Source organism: Thermaerobacter sp. FW80 (assembly GCF_004634385.1).
Classification (GTDB): Bacteria; Bacillota; Sulfobacillia; order Thermaerobacterales; family Thermaerobacteraceae; genus Thermaerobacter; species Thermaerobacter composti.
Genome location: NZ_CP037895.1, coordinates 713,276 through 735,382 on the forward strand (window position 1 = coordinate 713,276; position 22,107 = coordinate 735,382).

Below are 22,107 nucleotides of genomic sequence, written 5' to 3' on the forward strand. Positions count from 1 at the left end.
ATCGGCGGCTCTGCGCAGGCATGGGCGACCCGCGCGGTCGCGATGCGGGGTCTTGTGCGCTCGCGGGGGCGACCCGCGCGGGTGCGATGCGGGGTCTTGCGCGGTCGCCGGAGCGACCCGCGCGGTCGCGGGGGCGACCGCGCGGCCGCGGTGCCGAGCCTTATGCGGTCGGCGGCGACCGCGTCATCGCGATGCGGCCCCGCACGGCCACGACGCGCAGCCTTGCGCGGTCGCGGGGGCGACCCGGGCCGGTGCGGTGCACCGCCCCGGGTCGCGATGCGCGGCCCGGCGTCGCGATGCGCGGCCCGGGGTCGCGATGCGGGACCCGGGGCCGCGATGCAGGGCGCCGCGGGGCCCACAGGCCCCGCGGCGCCCTGCGGGCCCCTGGGGCAAGGCTGGGCTCCTCAGTCCATGAAGTAGCCGAGGACGAAGGACGTGAGGAAGAAGACCACCGCCAGGATCACGGTCATCCGCTCGAAGAACTGGTCCAGGCCCCGGCGCTTGCCGAAGAACGCCTCCGCGCCGCCGGCGATGGCCCCCGACAGGCCGGCGCTCCGTCCGGATTGGAGGATCACCACGGCGATCAGGGCGATGACCGCGAGGATGTGCAGGACCAACAGCACGGTCTCCACGGCGTCCACCCCGCTCCGGGCCGCCGGCCCGGCCCGCCCTCGCGCCCGGCTCGCCCGCGGCCAGCGGCCATGCGGTGCCATGCTATCACAGCCCGCGGGCGGCGGCAACGGCTGCCCGCCCGGGGCGGGGCACCCCCTCGCCCCGGCGTCCGATCCGGGACGGGGAGGGACCGGCGGCTATTCCCGTCCGAAGGCCGCCCAGCCGGCGTACTGGGCGCTCTCGCCCAGCTGCTCCTCGATGCGCAGCAGCTGGTTGTACTTGGCCACCCGCTCCGACCGGGACGGCGCCCCGGCCTTGATCTGGCCCGCCCGGGTCGCCACCGCCAGGTCGGCGATGGTCACGTCCTCCGTCTCCCCGGAGCGGTGGGAGACGATGTTGCGGTAGCCGGCGGCGGCGGCGGTCTCCATGGTCAGCAGGGTCTCGGTCAGGGTGCCGATCTGGTTGACCTTGATCAGCACGGCGTTGGCCGCCCCGGCCTGGATGCCCCGCCGCAGTCGCTCGACGTTGGTGACGAACAGGTCGTCGCCCACCAGTTGCAGCCGGCCGCCCAGTCGGTCCGTCAGCCGCCGCCAGCCGTCCCAGTCCTCCTCGGCCAGGCCGTCCTCCAGGGAGACCAGGGGGTACCGGTCCAGCCAGCGGGCGTACATCTCGATGAGCTCGTCCGCCGTCAGCCGCTGGCCCTGGCCGGCCAGGACGTAGACCCCCTCCTCGGGCCGGTACCACTCGCTGGCGGCGGCGTCGAGGGCCAGCGCCACGTCCTCGCCGGGCCGGTAGCCGGCCCGCTGGATCGCCTCCATCAGCACGTCCAGGGCCGCCTCGTTGGACTCCAGGTTGGGGGCGAACCCGCCCTCGTCACCCACGCCCGTCGCCAGGCCGCGGTCGCTCAGCACCCGGTGCAGGGCGTGGAAGACCTCGGCCCCCATGCGCAGCGCGTCGGCGAAGCGCTCGGCCCCCGCCGGCACCACCATGAACTCCTGGACGTCCACGTTGTTGTCGGCGTGCCGCCCGCCGTTGAGGATGTTCATCAGGGGGACGGGCAGCAGGCGCGCGTCGACCCCGCCGAGATAGCGGTACAGGGGCAGGCCCACGCTGGAGGCGGCCGCCCGGGCCACCGCCAGGGAGACGCCGAGGATGGCGTTGGCCCCCAGCCGACCCTTGTTGGGCGTCCCGTCGAGCTCCACCAGGACGCGATCCACGGCTGCCTGGTCCAAGGCATCGAGGCCGACCACCTCGGGCGCGATGACCTCCACCACGTTCTCCACGGCCTTGAGGACGCCCTTGCCCCCGTAGGCGTCCCCGCCGTCGCGCAGCTCCACGGCCTCGTAGGTGCCCGTGGACGCCCCCGACGGCACCGCCGCTCGACCGAAGGACCCGTCTTCCAGCCAGACGTCCACCTCCACCGTCGGGTTGCCCCGGGAGTCCAGGATCTGGCGCGCCTCCACGCCAGCGATCAAGGTGCTCACCGGCTCACGCTCCTTCCTGCTCCGCGCTGCCTGCCGGCCATGCCCTCGCCCGCCCCCGGGGGCCTTCCCGCCCCGTCCGGCCGCCCGCCGCCCGGTGCCCGCCGGAAGCCCCCGACCCCGCCCCGTGCACCCGACGGCGGCAGCGCCTCGGCCACCCCTCGCGGCCCCGGCCGCCTCGGACGAACCGGCCCGGATCCCCCTCGGACGAACCGGCCGAGACCCGGGCCGGCCGACCCGTGTCCAGCGGCGTCGGCGACGATCCGGCCCGGCGGCGGCGCCGGTCCCGGTCCCGCATGGCGCGGCGCCGCGGCGATGCCGCGCCGTCCCCGGCGGCCGTCGCGGGCCTCCGGGTGCGCCGGCGGGCGTCAGGCACCGGCGGTGGCGACGGTACGGGCCGCTCCCGGTGCGCCGGCGGGCGCCGGGCGCCGGCGACGGTGCGACGGCGACGGTGCGACGGCGCGGGCCGGGATCCGCCCCCATCCCCCCGCCCAGCCGGAGCTCCCTCCCCCATCCGGCCGGGGCCGGGGGCCCCCGGGAGGATCGGACCGAATCTCAACGGCCCGCGATCAGCGAGCGCCCCGTCATGGCATCCGGCGGCTCGAGGCCCATGAGCTCCAGCAGCGTCGGCGCCGCGTCCGCCAGGATGCCGTCCCGCAACCGGGCGTGGCGGTGTCGCGGGTCGACGAGGATGCACGGCACCGGGCTCGTGGTGTGGGCCGTGTGCGGCTCGCCGGTGTCCGGGTCGACCATGATCTCGGCGTTGCCGTGGTCCGCCAGGACCAGGGCCGCGCCGCCCTGGCGGCGGATCGCCTCCAGCACCCGTCCGAGGCAGCGGTCCACCGTGGCGCAGGCCCGGATGGCCGCCTCCAGCACGCCGGTGTGCCCGACCATGTCGGGGTTGGCGAAGTTCAGCACCACGGCGTCGAAGCGGCCGCTGTCGATCTCCGCCACCACGCGCTCGGTGACCTCCGGCGCGCTCATCTCCGGCTTGAGGTCGTAGGTCGCCACCTTGGGCGAGGGGATCAGGACGCGCTCCTCGCCGGGGAACGGCGTCTCCTCGCGGCCGTTGAAGAAGTAGGTGACGTGGGCGTACTTCTCGGTCTCGGCGATGCGCAGCTGGCGCAGGCCGGCCCGCGCCACCACCTCGCCGAAGGTCTCCTTGAGGTACACCGGCGGGAAGGCGGTGGGCAGCGGGAACTCCTCGTCGTACTCGGTCATCTGGGTCAGCGGCAGCGGCCCGATGCCCTCGGGCCGCCGGAAGGCGTCGAATCCGGGGTCGGCCAGGGCCCGGGCCAGCTGCCGCGCCCGATCCGCGCGGAAGTTGAAGAAGACCGTCTCGTCCCGGGCGGTGATGCGAGGGAGCGGCCGGCCGTCGGCGTCGGTGACCACCACCGGCTCGATGAACTCGTCGGTCTGGCCGCGGGCGTAGGCCTGCTCGACGGCCGCCAGCGCCGACGGCGCCCGGTGGCCCTCGCCGAGCACCAGCGCGCGATACGCCCGTTCCGTCCGGTCCCAGCGCTTGTCCCGGTCCATGGCGTAGTAGCGCCCGACCACGGTGGCGATGCGCCCGCCCGCCGCCTCCACCCGCCGCAGGTACCCGGGGGCGCTGGTGGGAGGCGTGTCGCGGCCGTCGGTGAAGGCGTGGACCACCGTCTCGACGGCCTCCCGCCGGCCCAGCTCGAGGAGGGCCAGCAGGTGCTCCAGGTCCGCGTGGACGCCGCCGTCCGACACCAGGCCGATCAGGTGCAGCCGGCCGCCGCGCGCCCGGGCCCGCCGGGCGGCCCCCACCAGGGCCTCGTTGGTGAAGAACGAGCCGTCGGCGATGGCCCGGCTGATGCGCACGATGTCCTGGTAGACGATGCGCCCCGCGCCCAGGTTGAGGTGGCCGACGTTGGAGTTGCCCATCAGCCCCCGGGGCAGGCCCACCGCCTCCCCGCTGGCCTCCAGCTGCGAGTGGGGCCAGGCGGCCCACAGCTCGTCCATCACCGGGGTGTCGGCCAGGGCGACGGCGTTGTGCTCCCGTTCGGCCCGCAGGCCCCAGCCGTCCAGGATGATCAGGGCCACCGGCCGGGGCCGGTTCGTCCCGGGCGCGGTCATGGCCGCTCCGCCCCCGTCGCCGGCCCGCCGGCGGCCGCCCGGGCCGCCGTGCCCTCCCGCACCAGCCGGGCGAAGGCGGTCCCGTCCAGCGAGGCGCCGCCCACCAGGGCGCCGTCGATGTCCGGCTGGGCCATGAAGCCGCCGATGTTGTCGGGCTTGACGCTGCCGCCGTAGAGGATGCGGACGGCGGCGGCCGTGGCCGGACCGTGGAGCCGCTCGATCAGCCGCCGGATGGCCGCCGCCACCGCCTGGGCGTCGGCGGGCGTGGCCGGCTGGCCGCTGCCGATGGCCCACACGGGCTCGTAGGCGATCACCACCCGGGCCGCCTCCTCCGGCTCGAGGCCAGCCAGGGCGTAGGCCGCCTGACCCAGCACAACCGCCGCCGTGCGCCCCTCCTGCCGCTGGGCGGCGTCCTCGCCGACGCAGAGGATCGGGACCAGCCCCCCCGCCAGGGCGGCCAGGAGCTTGCGCTGCACCAGGGCGTCGTCCTCGCCCAGCAGCCGGCGCCGCTCCGAGTGCCCGACGATGACGTAGCGGCAGCCCAGCGCCCGCAGCATGGGCGCCGAGACCTCGCCGGTGAAGGCGCCGAAGTCGCCCCATGCCACGTCCTGGGCGCCCAGGGCGATGCCGCTCCCCGCCAGGGCCTCCGCCGCCGTCGCCAACGAGGTGAAGGGCGGGCAGAGGACCACCTCGGCGGCACCGGCGGGGACCGGCCCCGCGGGCCCCTCCAGGCCCTCCCGCACCGCCGCCGCCAGTCGCGCGGCCTCGGCCGGCAGGGTGTGCATCTTCCAGTTGCCGGCGAAGAGGGGTCGGCGCCCGGCTGCGGGCGCGACGCGCGCCGGGGACGTCATCGGCCCATCCCTCCCGGCGACGGGCCCTCCGCCGGGGTCGAACCGGCCCCCGCGGGCCCACCCGCGGTCCGGGCCCCGCCGGCCCGGGCCCCTGGGGCTGCACCGGTGGCAGGCGCCGGCTCGCCGCCCCCCTGGGCCGGGGCGTCGGGCAGCACCGCCACGCCGGGCAGCTCCTTCCCCTCGAGGAGCTCGAGGGAGGCGCCGCCGCCCGTGGAGACGTGGTCGATGCGGTCGGCGACGCCGGTGCGCTGCACCGCCGCCACGCTGTCGCCGCCGCCGACGACGGTCACCGCGTCGAGGTCCGCCAGGAACTCCGCCAGGGCGAAGGTGCCGCGGTGGAAGGGCTCCACCTCGAACACGCCCAGGGGGCCGTTCCAGAAGACGGTGCCCGCCCCGCGCAGCCGTTCCTGCCAGGCGGCCAGGGTGGCGGGCCCCACGTCGACGACCATGGCCTCGGGCGGGATGCGGTCGACGGGCACCACCCGGCTGGGCACCCCCGGCTCGAGACGCTCGGTCACCACCACGTCCACGGGCAGCAGCAGCCGGTCCCCCGCCCGTTCCAGCCACGGCCGGACCCGCTCCACCTGGTCCGGCTCGTAGAGGGAGCGCCCGACGGCATGCCCCTGGGCCGCCAGCAGGGTGTTGGCCATGGCCCCGCCGATGACCAGGCCGTCACAGACCTCCAGGAGCCGCCGGATGACGCCGATCTTGTCCGACACCTTGGCGCCGCCCAGCACCGCCCAGAAGGGACGCCGCGGCCGCTCCAGCAGGTCGCCCAGCACCTCGAGCTCCCGCTCCAGGAGCAGGCCCGCCGCCGCCGGCAGCCGCTGGGCGACGCCCACCACCGAGGCGTGGGCGCGGTGGGCGGCGCCGAAGGCGTCGTTGACGTAGACGTCCGCCAGGCGGGCCAGGGCCGCCGCGAATTCCGGGTCGTTGGCCGTCTCCCCGGGGTGGAAGCGGAGGTTCTCCAGCAGCGCCACCTGACCGGGCGCGAGTCCCTGGAGGCGCCGCTCCACCTCCGGTCCCACCACCTCGCGCAGCGCCAGCACCGGGCGGCCCAACAGCTCCTCCAGCCGCCGCGCCACCGGTTCCAGGCGCAGCTCCTCCACCACCTGGCCCTTGGGCCGCCCCAGGTGCGAGCAGAGGATGACGGCCGCCCCGCGCTCCAGCAGGTGGCGGATGGTCGGCAGCGCCGCCCGGATGCGGGTGTCGTCGGTGACGCGACCGCCCTCCAGGGGCACGTTGAAGTCGGCGCGGACCAGGACCCGCTTGCCGCGCACGTCCAGATCCCGGATCGATCGCTTCCGCAAGACCGGGCCTCCTTTCCGGAACCGCCGCGCCCCGTCCGGCACCGCCGGGGTCGGACCGTCCGGCCCGCACCCCACGCCCACGGCGCCCGGCTGCCCGCCGCGTCCCCGGCGGGCGAGACAGGGCCCTTGGCGGCCGCGGGGGCCGGCCGGAGCGGCGGGCGGCGCCGGGGCCCCGCGCCGCCGATCGGCCCTCGCCAGCCGAACCCGCCGCCGCCCGCCGGTCATCCCGTCCCGTTTACAGCCCCCGCTCGCCGAGGTAGGCGACCAGGTCCACCAGCCGGGCGGCGTAGCCCCACTCGTTGTCGTACCAGGCGACGACCTTGACCATGTTGCCCTCCATCACCATGGTGGACAGGGCGTCGACCACCGCCGAGTAGGTGGAGCCGCGGTAGTCGCTGGAGACCAGGGGCTCCTCGCTGTAGCCCAGGATGCCCTGAAGCTCGCCCGCCGCCGCCTCGGCGAAGGCCTGGTTGACCTGCTCCACCGTCACCGGCTGCTTGAGCTCCGCCACCAGGTCGACGATGGACACGGTCGAGACCGGCACCCGCAGGGCGAAGCCGTTGAGCCGGCCCTGGAGGTGGGGCAGCACCAGGCCTACGGCCTTGGCGGCGCCGGTGGTGGTGGGGATGATGTTCATGGCGCCGGCCCGCGCCCGCCGCAGGTCCTTGTGGGGCAGGTCGAGGATGCGCTGGTCGTTGGTGTAGGCGTGGACGGTGGTCATCAGGCCCCGCACGATCCCGAAGCGGTCGTCCAGCACCTTGGCCACGGGGGCCAGGCAGTTGGTGGTGCAGGAGGCGTTGGAGATCACCCGGTGCCGCGCGGGGTCGTACCGGTGGTGGTTGACGCCGAGGACGATGGTGATGTCCTCGTTCTTGGCCGGGGCGGAGATGATGACCTTCTTCGCCCCGCCGCCCTCGATGTGGGCCACCGCCTTGGTGGCGTCGGTGAAGACGCCCGTCGACTCGATGACCACGTCGACCCCGGCCTGGTCCCAGGCCAGCTGGGCCGGGTCCTTGATGGCGGTGAAGCGGATGCGCTTGCCGTCGACCATCAGCGCGTCGTCCTCCGCCCGCACGTCGGCGTCGAAGATGCCGTAGTTGGTGTCGTACTTCAGCAGGTGGGCGAAGGTGGCCGCCGGCGCCAGGTCGTTGACGGCCACGATCTCGATGCCGTCCCGGCGCCAGGCTTGCCGGAAGAACCGGCGGCCGATGCTGCCGAAGCCGTTGATGCCGACCCGTACCGCCATGGCATCCCGCTCCTTTCCAGGCCGTGCCTACGCGTCCATGATAGCAGTTTCCCCGCCGGGGACACGGCGCCCCCCGTCGCCGGCGCCCCGCTCCGCCGCCGTCGCCGCAGGGGTGGCGGACGAACCGGCCGCGCCCGTCGGCCCGGGCGTACCTGGGGAGCCTGGGGAGCGGGCCGTCCCGGCCGCCCCCGCGGGCGGTGCCCCAGGGCCACCCTCCACCTCCCGGGCCGCCGCCCGTCCCCCTCCCTGCGCCGCCGCACCCGGTGCCGGAGGTCCCGGTCCGCGGGCACCCCGCGCCGGCCGGGCCAGGCGCCTGGCCACCACGTCCACCGCCACCACGTTGAGGGCGGTCATGTGCTCGACCGCCTGCAGCGCCTGCCGCTGCGCCGAGGCCAGCACCGCCCGCAGCGGGCGGCCGGGCTCCACCGCCACGTCCAGGGCGATGGCCACCCCCTCGTCCCCCTCCGTCACCGCGGCTCGCAGCACCTCCGCCACCCCGCTGACGCGACCGGCGGCGTACGCCGCGATGCTGCCCACCACCTGGCGGGTGATGTAGAACCGGCCCAGGGAGCTGTAGGTCGGGCGGACCATGGTCTTCTCGATCACCTGGCCCGGCCCCGCCTGGGGCCGGTTCTTCCCGCGGTAGAACAGGCGCAGGGGGTCCAGCAGGTAGCCGGAGAAGCTGCGCTTGACCTCGAAGGTGGGGGCGGGGATCACGTGGCGCCCCTGGGTGCGGCGGATCAGCTGGGCGCGCCGGATCTCCGCGGGGGTGGCCACCTCCTCGATGTGGACGTACCGCGACGGGGCGGGGAGGCCCAGGGCGGCGGCGATGCGGTCCACCATCTCGCGGGACGTGCCGAGGATCAGCACCCGATGGGGCCGGATCGCCTGGAGGGCGCGCCGCACCTCCTCGCGGTGGGCGGGGTCGGCGAACAGCGCCCGGCGGATGGCCCCGATCTTGGTGCTCTCGCGCTTGGCCGACACCCCCGCGACGATGCGGCTCTCCTGGATCAGGAGGCCGTCGTCGATCAGCGCGTCGGCCTCGACCTCCCGGGCCACGGCGGCGGCCCGATGGCTCTTGCCGGTCCCGCTGGGTCCCACCAGGGCGACGACGTCCATGCTGGCCTCCCTTGCCCGCGCCCGGCGGCGCCGGCGGGCCGCCACCGTGGGGCAGCCCGCCCGGATGGGGCGCCGCGCCCGTGGGCTCGCGCCGGCCCCGTCCGCTCGCCGGCGCCCCCGGCCGGCCGCCCGCCGGCGGCGGTCCGAGCGCCACGACCCGCGACCGCCCGCGCGACGGCGGGGGGTGGCGGACCGCCCCAGCGCCTGGCGCTCACCCGCGGGCCCGGCGCAGGGCCCGGGCGTGGGCCTCGATGGTGAAGTCGATGTCCGGATCGGCGTGGGCCAAGGAGACGAAGGCGGCCTCGAAGGCCGAGGGCGGCAGGTAGACGCCCTCCCGCAACATGCCGTGGAAGTAGCGGGCATAGAGCTCGGTGTCGACCCGCCGCACCTCCTCCAGGTTGCGCAGGGGCCCGGGGTGGAAGAAGCCGGTCCACATCGAGCCGACCCGCTGGACGCAGTACGGCACGCCCTGGGCGCGGGCCTCGGCCTCCAACGCCGTCACCAGCCGGGCCGTCTGCCGCTCCAGCCGCTCGTAGGTACCCGGCTGGCGCAGCACCTCCATGGTGGCCAGGCCCGCCGCCATGGCCAGCGGGTTGCCCGCGAGGGTCCCCGCCTGGTAGACCGGCCCCGCCGGCGCGACGCGCTCCATGACGTCAGCGCGGCCGCCGTAGGCGCCGACGGGCAGGCCGCCGCCGATGACCTTGCCCAGGCACGTCAGGTCGGGCTCGATGCCGAAGAGCGCCTGGGCGCCGCCGTAGGCCACGCGGAAGCCGGTGATCACCTCGTCGAAGATCAGCAGCGCCCCGGCCTCCCGGGTGAGGCGGCGCAAGGTGGGCAGGAAGTCCGGCAACGGCGGCACCACGCCCATGTTGCCGGCGATGGGCTCGACGATCACCGCGGCGATCTCCTCGCCGTGGCGGGCGAAGAGCTCCTCCACCGCCTCCGTGTCGTTGTACGGCAGGACCCAGGTGTCGGCGGCGGCTCCCGCCGTCACCCCCGGCGAGGCGGGCAGGCCGAGGGTCAGCGCGCCGGAACCGGCCTCGGCCAGCAGGGCGTCGGCGTGGCCGTGGTAGCAGCCGGCGAACTTGACGATCTTGTCGCGCCCCGTGTACGCCCGGGCGAGGCGCAAGGCGCTCATGGTCGCCTCCGTGCCCGAGTTGACGAAGCGGATCCGCTCCATGGAGGGGATCGCCGCGGCGATGGCCTCGGCCAGGGCCAGTTCGACCTCGGTGGGCGCGCCGTAGGCGGTGCCCCGCAGGGCCTGCTGCTGGATGGCCTCGACCACCGCCGGGTGGGCGTGCCCGAGGATCAGCGGTCCCCAGGCCATCACGTAGTCCACGTAGCGGACGCCGTCCACGTCCGTCAGGTAGGGTCCCTTGGCGCGATCGACGAACCGCGGCGTGCCGCCCACCGCGGCGAAGGCGCGCACCGGGCTGCTGACGCCGCCGGGCAGGAGCTGGCGGGCCCGCTCCCAGAGCTCCCGGGAGCGGGCCACGCGGCGCGGATCCTCGGCGCGGCGCTGGTCCCCTGCGTCCATCGGCGCCCTCCTTTCGGGATGAATGGTACAATGACGCCGGTTCGTCCGCCAGCGCAGCGGGAGGAGGGCGCCCCGTGGAGGTCAACTGGGATCCCGTGTTGATCCAGATCGGCCCGCTGGCCATCCGCTGGTACGGCTTCTTCATGGCCGTCTCCATGGCCGCGGGCCTCTACGTCCTGGTGCGGGACGGCACGCGCCGGGGCTACGACGAGGACTTCCTCTACAACGTCAGCGCGCTGATGATCGTCGGCGGGATCGTGGGGGCGCGGCTGGTCTACGTCCTGACGAACCCGGCCGACTACTTCGCCCCCGGCCGCTACGGCGAGATCATCCGCGTGGACCACGGCGGGTTGTCGCTGCACGGCGCCCTGCTGGGCGGCGCCCTGGCGGGGTGGTGGTACGTCCGCCGGCGCCTCCCGGACGCGCCCTGGGCCCACTTCCAGCGCCTCCTCGACCTGGCGGTGCCGGGCGTGGCCATCGGCTACATGCTGGTGCGGATCGGCAACATCTTCAACGGCGAGGTGCTGGGCAACCCGACCACCGCGCTGCCGTTCCCCCGGCACCCCGTGCAGCTGTACGCCTCCGCGGCGGGCCTGGGGCTGCTGCTGGTGCACAACCGGCTGGCGCGGCGCCGGCCGCCGGCGGGCTACCTGTTCTGGAGCTTCCTCTACTACTATCAGTGGTGGCGCGTGGCCGTCGAGGAGACGGTGCGCGACGCGCCCATCGCCATCCCCGTCTACGCCAATCCCGCCTACGGCATCGAGCTGCTGACGGTCACCCAGGTCACCACCTGGCCGCTGCTGATCCTGGCGTGGTGGATGCGCCGGCGGGCCCTGGAGGACGGCCTCGCCCCCGCCGTGCCCGCGGCCGCGGCGGACACCGCGGAAGCGGTGGGGGACGAGGCGGCGGGCCCGGAGGCGGGCGGCAAGGCCTCCGTCCCCGCAGGCGGGCCCCCCACCCTGGAGGACGCGCCGGAGGGAACCGGGGGCCGCCGGGCACCGGAGGAGGACGCCGGCCCCGGGGTCGCGGAGGGGCACCCGTCGGATCGGCCCGGGGACGAACCCGCACGGCCGCGATGATCCGGGGCCAAACGGCGCCGTCGCGATGCACCGGGGCCGAATCCCCACGGCCGCGATGCGCGCCCCGGCCGACCACCTCAGCGGCCGGCATCCCCGCCGCGGTCCCGGCGGGTCGGATGGGCCTGGGGGTCGCCGTCACCGGGTCCCGCCTCGCCGTGGGGGACCGCCTGTCCGCGCCCGTCGCCTTCCGGGGAGCGCCCGGCCCCGCCGCCTTCCGGGGAGCGCCCGTCGCCCCCTGCGGGGCCGGCATCGGCCGCCGTCCCGGCGGCCGATGCCGGCCGCTGCTCGCGTCCGACGGGCTCGGGCGTCGGCGGCCGGGGGCGCGGGTAGGCCGAGCCGCCCGACCGCTGCCGGCCGCCCGCTCCCGCCCGGGTCCGCCGGGTGAGGCCGATCCGGTCGAGGAACTCGGTCAGGGCGAGGATCTGGCGGTCGTCCAGGGTGACCAGCCGCTCGCACGCCTCCACCAGCGCCGGCCGGTCCAGCAGCTGGCGGGCCAGGGCCGCCAGCCGCGGGGGCAGCACCGCCTCCAGGTCCAGCTCGTCCGCCAGGAAGGCGGTGACCGGCACCTGGTAGAGCGCCGCCAGCTCCCGGAGGGCATCGAGGCTGGGCTGGCGCTCGCCGCGCTCATACTTGCTGATGGTGCTGAAGTGGAGCCCCGTGCGCCGCTCCACCTCGTAGATGCTGAGGTTCCGGCTCTCCCGGATGCGACGCAACCGCCCTCCCAGGTCGTCCACCACGGTCCCTCCAGCGCCGCGCCGCGGTCGTCGGGGCGCCGACGTCGTCCCGGTTCCGGCGCCGGTTGCCGGTCGAGCCCGCTCGCCCGGCGCGGACGGCTCTGGCCCCGGACCCCGCGCCGCGGGATGGGATCCGCTGCCGGCCGGCGCTCCCTGCCAACGATTCCGGTTGCCCCGGGGGCTTCCTATAGCCGGATCGGATACCTTGGATCCGTCCATATCCGCCCAGGCTATCCCGTACGGACGCCCATGCCCGGCGGGCCGTCCCCCGCCGGGCCGGTACCGGGGGCGCGCGGGCGCGCCGGCGGCGGTCGCGGGAGATCCAGCCCGGACCCCGGGAGGCCGGTTCGTCCGGCTCCGTCCCGGCCACCGGGCCGTCCTGCGCATCGCCCCGGCAGCCCTGCGGCAGGGATGGCACCGCGCCCTGTCAAAGGGGTTGCGCGGCTCGCATAGCGCGGCCCCGCGGCCCGCCCACCGTCCGGACCGCGCCTTGTCGAAGGGGTTTCGCGGCCCCGGACGCCGGCGAGGCTGCCGAACCCCGCCCCGGGGCGGGGGGCGTCCCGCGCATCGACCGTGGCGGCGGATTGGCAAGGTATCGACGGAAGGAGGAGGGGACGCGATGGCGGTGCCGGAGTTCCGCAACGAGCCGCTGACGGACTTCTCCCAGCCGGCGGCCCACCAGGCGATGACCGAGGCCCTGGCCCAGGTACGGGCCCAGTTCGGCCGGCACTATCCCCTGTGGATCGGCGGCCGGGCGGTGGACACGCCGGAGCGCATCGTCTCGTACAACCCGGGCCGCAAGACGGAAGTGGTGGGGACGGTGGCCCGCGCCACCCGCGAGCACGCCGAGCAGGCCCTGGCCGCGGCGTGGGAGGCCTTCGGCCCGTGGAGCCGGCTGCCCGCGTCGGCCCGGGCGGCGGTGCTGTTCCGCGCGGCGGCCATCATGCGCCGGCGCAAGCTGGAGCTGGCGGCGTGGGAGGTGTACGAGGCGGGGAAGACGTGGCCGGAGGCCGACGCCGACGTGGCCGAGGCCATCGACTTCCTCGAGTACTACGGGCGCCAGGCGCTGCGGCTGGCCGAGCCCCAGCCGGTGACGCCGCTGGCCGGCGAGTTCAACGAGACCTTCTACATCCCGTTGGGCGCCGGCCTGGTGATCCCGCCGTGGAACTTCCCGCTGGCGATCCTCACCGGGACCACCGTGGGCCCGGTGGTGGCGGGCAACACGGTGATCCTCAAGCCGGCCAGCAACACCCCGGTGATCGGCGCCAAGTTCATGGAGATCATGATCGAGGCCGGCATCCCGGCGGGCGTGATCAACTTCCTGCCCGGCCCCGGCCCCGAGGTGGGCGACTACCTGGTCGCGCACCCGCGCACCCGGTTCGTCAACTTCACCGGCTCCATGGAGGTGGGCCTGCGCATCTACGAGCAGGCGGCACGGCGGCAGCCCGGCCAGATCTGGCTGAAGCGGGTGGTCGCCGAGATGGGCGGCAAGGACGCCATCGTCGTCGACGAGAGCGCCGACCTGGAGGAGGCGGCCAACGGCATCGTGGTCTCCGCCTTCGGCTTCCAGGGCCAGAAGTGCTCCGCCTGCTCGCGGGCCATCGTGGTGGACGGCGTCTACGACGAGGTCCTGCAGCGCGTGGTGGAGAAGACCCGGCAGCTGCGGGTCGGCCAGGCGGACGACCCGGCCACCCAGGTGGGGCCCGTCATCGACCAGGCCGCCTTCCAGAAGATCATGCGCTACATCGAGATCGGCCGTGGCGAGGGCCGGCTGGTGGTGGGCGGCCAGGGCGACGACCGGGAGGGCTACTTCATCCAGCCCACCGTCTTCGCCGACGTGGACGGCCGCGCCACCATCGCCCAGGAGGAGATCTTCGGGCCCGTGGTGGCCTTCATCCGCGCCCGCGACTTCGACCACGCCCTGGCCCTGGCCAACGACACCATGTACGGCCTAACGGGGTCGGTCTACGCCCGCGACCGCTACAAGCTGGAGCGGGCCAAGCGCGAGTTCCACGTGGGCAACCTGTACTTCAACCGCAAGTGCACCGGCGCCCTGGTGGGCGTCCACCCCTTCGGCGGGTGGAACATGTCGGGCACCGACGCCAAGGCGGGCGGGCCGGACTACCTGTTGTGGTTCATGCAGCCCAAGTCGGTGTCGGAGAAGCTGTAGCGCCGGGGAGACCGCGCGGCGGGGCGCACGGTCCGCGACGGGCGGCGGCGGCGAAGCGCCGGGGCGGGGGCGACGGCGGTCCGGCGGACGCCGGCCGGGGCCGGCAACCGGGACGCGCGCCCTCGCCCCGTCCCGCTGGCGCGGTCCGCTTTTGACGGGGGATCGCCGGGACGCCTATAATGACGATACCGGTTGTCTCTTTAGAATGGCTATCGAATACGGGGACAAACGGGGGCGGCGCCCCCGCCGGATCCAGGGGTGAGCCCGGTGACCATCCGCAAGATCCTGGAGACGCTGGCCCAGCACCGCTACCGGCTGACGTGGCAGCGGTGGGCGGTGGCGGCCGCGGTGGTGGTGAACCAGGACCGGCTGCTGACGGCGGAAGAGCTCTACGCCCAGTTGAAGAAGGACTATCCCGACATCGGCCTGGCCACGGTCTACCGGACCCTGGACCTGCTGGTGGACCTGGGGCTGGTGGACCGGGTCCAGGTGGGCGAGGGCCCGACCAAGTACAGCCTGCGCAACGCCGACGTGGAGGTCCACCAGCACCTGGTCTGCGAGTGCTGCGGCGAGGAGACGCCGCTGGACGACAAGCACCTGGAGCCGCTTTGCAAGCATCTCTCGCACATCAGCGGCTACCAGATCTCGGAGATCCACGTCAGGGTCACGGGGATCTGCCCTCGCTGCCGGACGGCGGCGCGCCAGGGCGCGGGCAGGTCCGCCACCGGCGGCGATCAGGCCGCCACCGCCGCCCGATGAGGGCCCCGGTTCAGGACGCCGAGGCCAGACGCGGGATCTCCTCCACGGGGAACTCCAGCTCGATCAGCTCGCCGCCGCGGAGGATGGTCAATTTGGCGCGCTCGCCCGGACGCCGGTAGGCGAGCACCTTGCGGATGCTGCCGGCGTGGACCACGGGCTGGTCGTCGGCGCGCACCACCATGTCGAAGGGCTTGATGCCCGCACGCTTGCCCGGTCCGTTGTCCGCCACGTGCCCGACCACCAGGCCGCGATCGACCGGCAAGGCGAACAGCTGCGCCAGCGCGGGATCGACGACGTCCGGCTGGCCGGAGAAGCCCAGCCACGGATGGGTGGCCCGTCCGAACTCGATGATCTGGTTGACCACCCGCCGCACCACGTCGCCCTGCACCGCCAGGTTCAGCCCGTGGGACCAGGGGATGCCGTTGATGCCGGCCACGCTCCCATCCAGCAACACCAGCGGTCCGCCCGTGTTGCCCGGGTGCATCGGCGCCTGGGTGACGATCAGGCCGTCCACCGGGATCCGGTCCGGACGGTACAGCGTCATGTCCACCGTGCTGATGATGCCCAGGGTGGCGTTGATCTGCAGGTTGAGGGGATATCCCACCGCCACCACGAACTGCCCCACCTGCAGGTCCGCCGTCGGCCGCCAGGCCGGCAGGGGTCCGGGGAAGCGCTCGGCGAGGCGCAGGACGGCGATGAAGTAGACGGGATCGCTGCCCACCACGTCGGCGTCGACCTTGGTCCCGCCGGGGAGCGTGACCACCACCTCGGCCGCGTCGTCCACCGTCTGGGCATTGCAGATGACGTGCCAGTGGTCGAAGACCAGGCCGGTGCCGAAGGCCGTGGTCTGCCGCTTGCGGTCGGTCCCCGCCACGTGGACCAGGAAGGGCCGGACCTGCTCCAGCACGCGGACGATGGTGGTATCCCATGCCAGGGGCTGCATCATGTCCATCGCCTCGACCCCGATCGGGCTCCCAGGCCTCCGATGGCCTCCGACGGCCGCCAATGAACCAAGGGGCGGCGCCCGGCCTCTCGTACCGGTCACCGCCCCGGATGTGCGCCCGGCAGGAATCGAACCTGCGCAAGACGTGGCTCCGGAGGCCACCGCTCTATCCGCTGAGCTACGGGCGCATGCGCGCCGCCGCGCGCTCGTCGCACCTGTGATTATACTGCGCGCGGCGCGCCCTGCCAAGGGCTCGCGGTCCCTCGGCCGCTACCGGTCCGGCGCGCGCGGCACGCCGGCGAGGACCGCCTCCCAGGGCACTCACGGCATCCCCGACGGCGCCGCAACCGGTCCGGCGGTGCGCGGCACGCCGGCGGGTGACGCCCAGGGACCTGCCCGGGACGGTGCGGACGCGGGGCCCCGCGACCGCGGTCGCACCGGCCGGCACCGCCCGCCGCGGCCGGGCACGGGCCGGTGGCTGAGCCCCTGACGCCCGCAGATCTCGCAAACAGGCAGCTTGTGGTGCCAGCCGCGGCCGGGCACGGAGCGGCGGGTGAGCCGCCACGGGGCCCAGCCGGTGCCTTGCACGGGCCCACAGCGCCCGCCGCGGTGGATCGATGCCGCGGTCTCGGAGCACCGGTCCACGCGCTCTCGCCTGGGGCTGCAGGGAGAGGAGGGACGACCGCCGAATCCCTCCCCACGCGCCGGGCGGCGGCACGCGCCGGCCGCGGCCCAGCGGGCCGCGGCCGGCTGGCGTGGTCACGTCGCCCGCCGAGTGCGCGCAGCCGCCTCGCGGCAGGTGCGAGCGCCGCCGGTGGAGCCGGGCTGGGCGCCTCCGGGCGGTCCAGGGGGGCCGCCACCGGACAGCGTCCGGCGCACCCGACGTCCGGTCCGGGCGGCGTCCGGCCCGCCCCTCGCGGGCCGGGTCCGGCCGGCCGCCGTCCGGCGTGGGCGCCGCGTCCGTCGCTCCACGGATGCACCCCGGGGGCGCGCACCGCGGTCAGGAGCGTGGGTGCCATGACGGGGACGAACGCAGCCCGCTCAGCCCATGGCGCGGCCGACCGCCAGGGAGCGGGGCGGCCCGCCGCCGCCGAGGGCGCGGATCGCGGCGGCGCCGACTCCCACTCGTCGCACCCCCACGACACCCGAGAGGACGTCCTCTTGCGTCGCTGGGGCGAACCGCGGTTCCACGGTTGGCTCAGCCGTCGCCCCACCCGCTTCTTGGACAAGGTGAAGCAGTTCCTCTGGGGGTTGCTCTTCTTCGAGTGGTACCACGAGCTGCGCCACGTCCGCTCCCGCTACAACGACGTGATGAACCTGATCCTCTTTGGCGAGATGCTGGGCATCCCGTTGATGAACTCCTCCATCGGCCTGCGCCTGCTCCCCTACGCGCTGCCCGACCTGCACGCCTGGAAGCACCGCCAGTTGGAGGAGCTCGTGGTCGAGGAGCATGCGCCGCACATCCACTGAGGTGACGGACGGTGAGCGATCCGCTGCTCGACCGCATTGCCTTCGCCGTCGCGGTGTTCCTGGTGTTCTGGCTGATCGGCGGCCGGCAGTGGAACCGGCGGCGCGCCGTCCAGCTGGCGCGGGCGGCGCGGGACGCCATGCAGCTCCTGGGCGACGACGTCCGCGTGCAGCCCTTGGGCGGCGGCACGGGCGGCTTCCTGATGGAGGTCGGGCGGCCCGGCGCCGGCATCCGTTCCGCCCAGCTGCTCTGCCTCTTGGAACCCCGCGACTTTCCGCTGGCCTGGGCGTGGACCCGGTGGCGGGGCCGGCGGGACCAGTTCATCCTCAAGGTCGAGGCGGCCCAGCCCCTGCGCCCCGCCCGCCTCCAGGGACAGGGGCGGCCCGTGGACGGGTTTGGCCTCCGGCGCCTGGTGCTGGCGGCCACCCAGGCGGCGAGCCCCCAGGTCCAGGTGAGCTTCGGCGTCGCCCCGGGCGAGGAGGGTGACATCGCGCGGGCGGTCGCGCTGGCCGCGGGGCTGGCGAGGGGAGAGCTCCAGCTGGCCGGCCGCGAGGGCGTGCCCCCTGGCGGCCGGGGCGGCACGGAATCCTGACCCGTGCGGCGGTGGCCGGCGCCAGGCGGCGGTGGCCGGCGCCCGGGCCGCCGTCGGCGCGCGGGCCCGCCGGGCCTCGGCCACCGCCGCGCGCCGCGCGCGGGCGCGGGCCCGCACGCCGCCCACGGGGGTGGGCGGCGTGCGGGCCCGCGCGGACACCTCGGCTCACGTGCCGCCGTCACGGGCAAGGCATGCCGCCAGCCATCGGTCGAGGACGCCGTAGTCGTCGTCCACCCGCACGCAGCGACCGCCCACCACCACCGCCATCTCGTCGCTGCGCAGGCGGTGCCGGACCGCCAGCCAGGCACCCCGCAGCGACGGCAGCGGCACCGTCACCGGCTCCACCTGGTCGCCGAAGCGGGCCGCCAGATGCCGCACCAGCTGCACCAGCCGGCGCTGGCGGTCGCGCTCGGGCGCGGGGTACTCCCGCTCCTGATCCGCCGGCCCCTCGAGCCCGCAGGCCAAGGCCCATGGCATGGCTCGCGGGCACAGCTTGAAGTACAGGGGGAAGAGCCCGACGATCTCGACCCGCAGCGGTCTCCCCCTGCGCCCTGTCCGCCGCCGGCGTCCGGTGCGCCCCGCGCCGTGCCGCCCGCGCCGGGCGACATCGGGTGCGACCACGCCCCTCGCCCCCTCCCCGCAAGGATCGCCGGCCGAACCCACCCCACCGGCCCCAGGGCCTGGACGGTGCCCTGGCGTTCAGTGGCACCGCCAGCCGCGCACGGCGGCCTCCCAGGCCGCCTCCACCTCCGACTCGCCGCTCCCCGGCGCCGCCTCCAGCCGCACCGCGATGCGCCGCTTGGTCTCCGGGCAATCGACCACCAGCGCCCGCGCGGGGTGCCATCGTCCAGGGAAGCCCCGTCGCACCGCCCCCCGCGCCCACCAGCCGCGGTGACCGGCCAGTTCCAGCGTCCCATCGGTCGCGGAACGCGAGAGGAGACGCGCCGCCGGGGACGCCACCGGCCCTTCGCCAGCGCGATCGACGGCCGCTCGCGGGCGGACGTCCAGGAACAGCTCGACCCGCGCCGGCAGCCGACGCCTGCCGCCTCCCTCCCCGCGTCGCGCGACCCGGGGGGACGCCGCCGTCGCGGTCCGCCCCTCGGCCCCCCCGTCCGATCTCCCGTCCCCCGTCCGCTGGACTGGGCGGCCGGCACCGGCGACCTCGGTTCCCTGTGCCGCCCCGCCCCGGGAATCCCCGGGCCCGGACCCGGTCCCGCCGGCGGTCGCCGCGAGCCACCAGTGACCCCGGGCGGCGGTGGCCCAACTGATGCCGTCGCGCACCGCCCAGCGGTCCACCTCGGGCGGAAAGGCGCCGTCCCCCAGCCGCCAGCCGGCCGGTACGCCCAGCAGCAGGAGGTTGCACGTGCCGAAGACGACGCTCCGCACCGCCAGCAGGTAGGGGCAGACCGCGGACGTCCCCTCCCCCGGGCCCGGGCCGTTCACCCCGTCACCTGGGCCAGCGCCCAGTGCTGGTCGGGGTCGAACAGGTCGTCCACCGCCTGCTTCAGTGCCTCCAGCCCGTGGACCTCGCTCTTGTAGAGGGGCAGGTAGGCGCGAACCAGGTCGCCCAGCTCCCGCTGGATCTGCTCCAGGTACCCCGCCTGCTCCTCGTACTTGTTGCGCAGGTACTCGTCCTCGCTGGCCCGCTCCACCTCCTCGCCGCGGATGACGCCGTTGACCAGCACCCCGCCCACGGGGATGTCGTAGGCCCGCACCATCTTGATGAACCGCGTGACCACGGAGATCGGCAGGGCCAGGGGCAAGGTGACGAAGAAGAAGGCGGTCAACCGGGGGTCGACCAGTAGCTTCTTGACCGCCTTGAACCGCTCGTCCATGGCGATCAGGTCCGCCAGCATCGGATCCTTCTTGACTTCCTCCATCACCTTGTCCTTGCGGAAGCTGAGCTGCACCCGCAGGGAGAGCGCCTCCTTGCGCGACTCGATCATGCGCTGCAGCCACAGCCCGTAGATCTTGGACAGGCCGATCAGCCGCACCGCGTTGGCCACCGCCGCCGTGTCGAAGACGACCATGTCGTACTCCTGGCCCTCGCGCAGCATGATGTCGACCATCTTGTCGAACATGGCCGACTCCTCGAAGGCGGGGTTGGTCACCGCGATGTCGATGAAGGGCTTCGCGTCCACCGGGATGTCCGCGTACTTCAGGAATTCTCGCACCCGCTGGGCGATGTTCTCGCGGTAACGGGCCACCACGTCGGAGGCGTCGACCTCCACGGCGTGGAGGTTGGGCACCCCCTGCACCGGCCGCACCTGGCCACCCGAGAGGTCCTGCCCGAACACCGACGTCAACGAGTGGACGGGGTTCAGGCTGGCCAGCAGCGTGCGCTTGCCTTGTTCGGCGAAGTGGTACGCCAGCACGGCGGCGCAGATCGTCTTGCCCACGCCGCCCTTGCCCCCGGTGAAGACGAACTTCAGATCGGGATGCCTCTCCAGGAAGGCGCTGATGTGCTCCACCCTCGTTCCCCCCTTGCGGACGAACCGGCCGCGGCCGCACCGGCCGGCGAGGCCCGCCGGGCCCATCGCACCGGGCATCGGCGTTCCCCGGCGGCACGGCTGCGGCCGGTGCCGGGTCCGGTCGACAGCGGTGCTGGAGCCACCCCTGCGTCGGGCGCCCCACGGTCCGGCGGGCCGACGCGTCCCGGGCACCTCACGCCTCCAGGGCGATCTCGCAACGCATCAGGTACCGGGACGCCTGCTCGATCATCGCCAGGCCCTTGGGCTCGCGGGTGAACATCGGCACCACCGCCTGGACCCGGTCGCCGAACTTGCGGGCGATCTCCGCCAGGTGCTCCTGCTGCATCAGGACGCGGTTGCGCAGGTACTCGGAGGTGCCCGGCCGGTCCAGGAGCTCGCGCGGATACACCTGGTTGACCACCAGCCCCGACATCTCCATCCCCAGGGCGTTGAACATCGCCAGGGCCCGCTCCGTGTCCAGGATCGCCATCTTCTCGGGGATCAGCACCATGAAGAAGGCCGTGCGCCGTCGATCGGTGATCAGATCGGTGAAGGCCTTGATCTTGTTGCGGATGTCGATGAGCTCCTGCATCACCGCGTCTTCGTGGCCCTTCTCGCCCTTGAGCGTGGCGGCGATGGCGTCGTACTCGGCCACCTTGGAGCGAGCCTCGGTGATCTTCTCCACCCACTTGGAGAGGATGTCGGCCATGGCCACCATGCGCACGCCGTGGCCGAAGGGCGGCATGTCGAAGATGTAGATGTCGTACTGGTGCGCGGCCACGAGCTCGGCCATGGCGTCGTAGGTGGCCGACTCGTACATCGCCGGCTCGGCGGAGGTGGAGTCGATGTACTCCTCGATCTCCTTGGGCACGGCGTCGAGGCCGTACATGTCCTTGATCTTCTGCTTCACCGACGCCTGGTACTCGGCCACCCGCCGGTCGGCGTCGATCTCCACGACGAACAGGTTGGGAGCCACCTCGATCTCGCCCAGGCCGTAGAAGTTGCGCTCGAAGATGTCGCTGAGGGACGCCTGGGGATCGGTGCTGAAGAGCAGCGTCCGCTTCTTCTTCACCTGGGACATGTACCAGGCCAGGGACGAGCTGGACGTCGTCTTGCCCAGTCCGCCCTTGCCCGCGAAGATGACGACCTCCACGTCGGGGTGCGCCTCGAAGTACGCCTCGAGACCCCGGGGCCGCACCAGGGTGGGCATGACCGCTTCCTCCCTCCCGCGTCCCGTCCGCCTTTCGCGACGCCTGCCGCGACGCCCGCGCGGCGATGGCCGCCGGCGCCCCTCAGTAGATGGCGTCGGTGAAGTCGCGCTCGCGGAAGACCCGCTGTTTCCACGACTCGATGTTGGGCACCGCGTAGGGCAGGATCCGCAGGCTGTAGTAGGGCGGCAGCACGGGGATGCCCAACATGTCGCCCAGGGTGATGAACATGAACAGATGTTCCAGGTGCATGCGCGTGCGCAACGCGGCCGTCACGTTGCCGTGGCTGGCCATCCCGTAGAGCACGCCGCGCAGCTTGGTGAGGAAGCCGCCCTTCTGCTGCGGACCGCCCGTGTCGGCGCCCGCTGGCCCCTTGCGTCCGAACATGCCTCGCTTCCCCTCCCTCTGCGACCGTCGCAAGCCCCGC

The 22,107-nt window shown here is 74.6% G+C and carries 20 protein-coding genes and 1 tRNA gene; 5 read left to right on the forward strand and 16 right to left on the reverse strand.

Annotation, left to right across the window (positions count from 1 at the left end; all coding sequences use genetic code 11):
- Positions 1-404 precede the first annotated feature (404 nt).
- The 8 genes from secG to hemL form a co-directional block, all read right to left on the reverse strand.
- A complete protein-coding gene (gene secG, locus E1B22_RS02945; protein ID WP_207669936.1) occupies positions 405-620 on the reverse strand; it encodes a preprotein translocase subunit SecG in 216 nt (71 codons plus the stop codon).
- A 189-nt stretch (positions 621-809) separates the two neighbouring features.
- Positions 810-2,096, reverse strand: coding sequence for a phosphopyruvate hydratase (gene eno, locus E1B22_RS02950; RefSeq protein WP_135224491.1), 1,287 nt, complete (start codon positions 2,094-2,096; stop codon positions 810-812).
- Between the two features lie 552 nt (positions 2,097-2,648).
- The gene (gpmI, locus tag E1B22_RS02955) at positions 2,649-4,193 is read right to left on the reverse strand and encodes a 2,3-bisphosphoglycerate-independent phosphoglycerate mutase (RefSeq protein ID WP_135224492.1); all 1,545 of its coding nucleotides are present in this window, start codon (positions 4,191-4,193) and stop codon (positions 2,649-2,651) included.
- Positions 4,190-5,044, reverse strand: coding sequence for a triose-phosphate isomerase (gene tpiA / locus E1B22_RS02960; RefSeq protein ID WP_135224493.1), 855 nt, complete (start codon positions 5,042-5,044; stop codon positions 4,190-4,192). The genes gpmI and tpiA overlap by 4 nt, the downstream gene beginning before the upstream one ends.
- Complete coding sequence (gene pgk / locus E1B22_RS02965; RefSeq protein WP_135224494.1) at positions 5,041-6,354, reverse strand: phosphoglycerate kinase; 1,314 nt, start codon at positions 6,352-6,354, stop codon at positions 5,041-5,043. The genes tpiA and pgk overlap by 4 nt, the downstream gene beginning before the upstream one ends.
- Before the next feature lie 235 nt (positions 6,355-6,589).
- Entirely contained in the window at positions 6,590-7,600 is a 1,011-nt protein-coding gene (gene gap / locus E1B22_RS02970) for a type I glyceraldehyde-3-phosphate dehydrogenase (RefSeq protein WP_135224495.1), read from the reverse strand.
- A gap of 27 nt (positions 7,601-7,627) precedes the next feature.
- Complete coding sequence (locus E1B22_RS02975; protein ID WP_167758838.1) at positions 7,628-8,719, reverse strand: Asp23/Gls24 family envelope stress response protein; 1,092 nt, start codon at positions 8,717-8,719, stop codon at positions 7,628-7,630.
- A 211-nt stretch (positions 8,720-8,930) separates the two neighbouring features.
- The gene (gene hemL / locus E1B22_RS02980; RefSeq protein ID WP_135224496.1) at positions 8,931-10,256 is read right to left on the reverse strand and encodes a glutamate-1-semialdehyde 2,1-aminomutase; all 1,326 of its coding nucleotides are present in this window, start codon (positions 10,254-10,256) and stop codon (positions 8,931-8,933) included.
- A 74-nt stretch (positions 10,257-10,330) separates the two neighbouring features.
- Between hemL and E1B22_RS02985 the strand changes: the two genes are divergently transcribed.
- The gene (locus E1B22_RS02985; protein WP_243123665.1) at positions 10,331-11,335 is read left to right on the forward strand and encodes a prolipoprotein diacylglyceryl transferase; all 1,005 of its coding nucleotides are present in this window, start codon (positions 10,331-10,333) and stop codon (positions 11,333-11,335) included.
- Positions 11,336-11,412: 77 nt separating this feature from the next.
- On the opposite strand, the gene E1B22_RS13830 is transcribed toward E1B22_RS02985, so the two are convergent.
- Positions 11,413-12,069, reverse strand: coding sequence for a helix-turn-helix domain-containing protein (locus E1B22_RS13830; RefSeq protein ID WP_135224497.1), 657 nt, complete (start codon positions 12,067-12,069; stop codon positions 11,413-11,415).
- 619 nt (positions 12,070-12,688) lie between these two features.
- Between E1B22_RS13830 and pruA the strand changes: the two genes are divergently transcribed.
- On the forward strand, positions 12,689-14,239 hold the full coding sequence (pruA, locus tag E1B22_RS02995) for an L-glutamate gamma-semialdehyde dehydrogenase (protein WP_135224498.1): 1,551 nt from the start codon (positions 12,689-12,691) through the stop codon (positions 14,237-14,239).
- A 267-nt stretch (positions 14,240-14,506) separates the two neighbouring features.
- A complete protein-coding gene (locus E1B22_RS03000; protein ID WP_135224499.1) occupies positions 14,507-14,998 on the forward strand; it encodes a Fur family transcriptional regulator in 492 nt (163 codons plus the stop codon).
- A 10-nt stretch (positions 14,999-15,008) separates the two neighbouring features.
- On the opposite strand, the gene E1B22_RS03005 is transcribed toward E1B22_RS03000, so the two are convergent.
- Together E1B22_RS03005 and E1B22_RS03010 are read right to left on the reverse strand one after the other, a co-directional pair.
- On the reverse strand, positions 15,009-15,944 hold the full coding sequence (locus tag E1B22_RS03005) for a S1C family serine protease (RefSeq protein ID WP_167758839.1): 936 nt from the start codon (positions 15,942-15,944) through the stop codon (positions 15,009-15,011).
- A 110-nt stretch (positions 15,945-16,054) separates the two neighbouring features.
- Positions 16,055-16,129 (reverse strand) — tRNA-Arg (locus E1B22_RS03010).
- A gap of 829 nt (positions 16,130-16,958) precedes the next feature.
- Here E1B22_RS03010 and E1B22_RS03015 point away from each other — a divergent pair.
- A complete protein-coding gene (locus E1B22_RS03015; protein WP_243123666.1) occupies positions 16,959-17,411 on the forward strand; it encodes a hypothetical protein in 453 nt (150 codons plus the stop codon).
- A gap of 11 nt (positions 17,412-17,422) precedes the next feature.
- Positions 17,423-18,001 carry a hypothetical protein gene (locus E1B22_RS03020; RefSeq protein ID WP_135224501.1) on the forward strand — a complete coding sequence of 193 codons (579 nt, stop codon included), beginning with the start codon at positions 17,423-17,425 and terminating at the stop codon, positions 17,999-18,001.
- A gap of 165 nt (positions 18,002-18,166) precedes the next feature.
- Here E1B22_RS03020 and E1B22_RS03025 read toward each other — a convergent pair whose 3' ends face one another.
- The 5 genes from E1B22_RS03025 to E1B22_RS03045 all read right to left on the reverse strand — a co-directional run bounded on the left by E1B22_RS03025 (position 18,167) and on the right by E1B22_RS03045 (position 22,067).
- The gene (locus E1B22_RS03025) at positions 18,167-18,622 is read right to left on the reverse strand and encodes a hypothetical protein (RefSeq protein WP_243123667.1); all 456 of its coding nucleotides are present in this window, start codon (positions 18,620-18,622) and stop codon (positions 18,167-18,169) included.
- A 78-nt stretch (positions 18,623-18,700) separates the two neighbouring features.
- Entirely contained in the window at positions 18,701-19,444 is a 744-nt protein-coding gene (locus tag E1B22_RS03030; protein WP_135224502.1) for a hypothetical protein, read from the reverse strand.
- Positions 19,441-20,472, reverse strand: coding sequence for a TRC40/GET3/ArsA family transport-energizing ATPase (locus E1B22_RS03035; protein ID WP_135224503.1), 1,032 nt, complete (start codon positions 20,470-20,472; stop codon positions 19,441-19,443). The genes E1B22_RS03030 and E1B22_RS03035 overlap by 4 nt, the downstream gene beginning before the upstream one ends.
- A 193-nt stretch (positions 20,473-20,665) precedes the next feature.
- Positions 20,666-21,682: a TRC40/GET3/ArsA family transport-energizing ATPase gene (locus tag E1B22_RS03040; RefSeq protein WP_135224504.1), complete on the reverse strand. Its 1,017-nt coding sequence runs from the start codon at positions 21,680-21,682 to the stop codon at positions 20,666-20,668.
- An 82-nt stretch (positions 21,683-21,764) separates the two neighbouring features.
- Positions 21,765-22,067, reverse strand: coding sequence for a hypothetical protein (locus E1B22_RS03045; RefSeq protein ID WP_135224505.1), 303 nt, complete (start codon positions 22,065-22,067; stop codon positions 21,765-21,767).
- Between the last annotated feature and the right edge of the window lie 40 nt (positions 22,068-22,107).

Bases quoted from the DNA above. Each gene is read 5' to 3' on its own strand.
- E1B22_RS03005 (WP_167758839.1), bottom strand. From the start codon at position 15,944: ATGATGCAGCCCCTGGCATGGGATACCACCATCGTCCGCGTGCTGGAG.
- pruA (WP_135224498.1), top strand. From the start codon at position 12,689: ATGGCGGTGCCGGAGTTCCGCAACGAGCCGCTGACGGACTTCTCCCAG.
- gpmI (WP_135224492.1), bottom strand. From the start codon at position 4,193: ATGACCGCGCCCGGGACGAACCGGCCCCGGCCGGTGGCCCTGATCATC.
- E1B22_RS03040 (WP_135224504.1), bottom strand. From the start codon at position 21,682: ATGCCCACCCTGGTGCGGCCCCGGGGTCTCGAGGCGTACTTCGAGGCG.
- E1B22_RS03045 (WP_135224505.1), bottom strand. From the start codon at position 22,067: ATGTTCGGACGCAAGGGGCCAGCGGGCGCCGACACGGGCGGTCCGCAG.
- gap (WP_135224495.1), bottom strand. From the start codon at position 7,600: ATGGCGGTACGGGTCGGCATCAACGGCTTCGGCAGCATCGGCCGCCGG.
- tpiA (WP_135224493.1), bottom strand. From the start codon at position 5,044: ATGACGTCCCCGGCGCGCGTCGCGCCCGCAGCCGGGCGCCGACCCCTC.
- hemL (WP_135224496.1), bottom strand. From the start codon at position 10,256: ATGGACGCAGGGGACCAGCGCCGCGCCGAGGATCCGCGCCGCGTGGCC.
- E1B22_RS02975 (WP_167758838.1), bottom strand. From the start codon at position 8,719: ATGGACGTCGTCGCCCTGGTGGGACCCAGCGGGACCGGCAAGAGCCAT.
- E1B22_RS03015 (WP_243123666.1), top strand. From the start codon at position 16,959: ATGACGGGGACGAACGCAGCCCGCTCAGCCCATGGCGCGGCCGACCGC.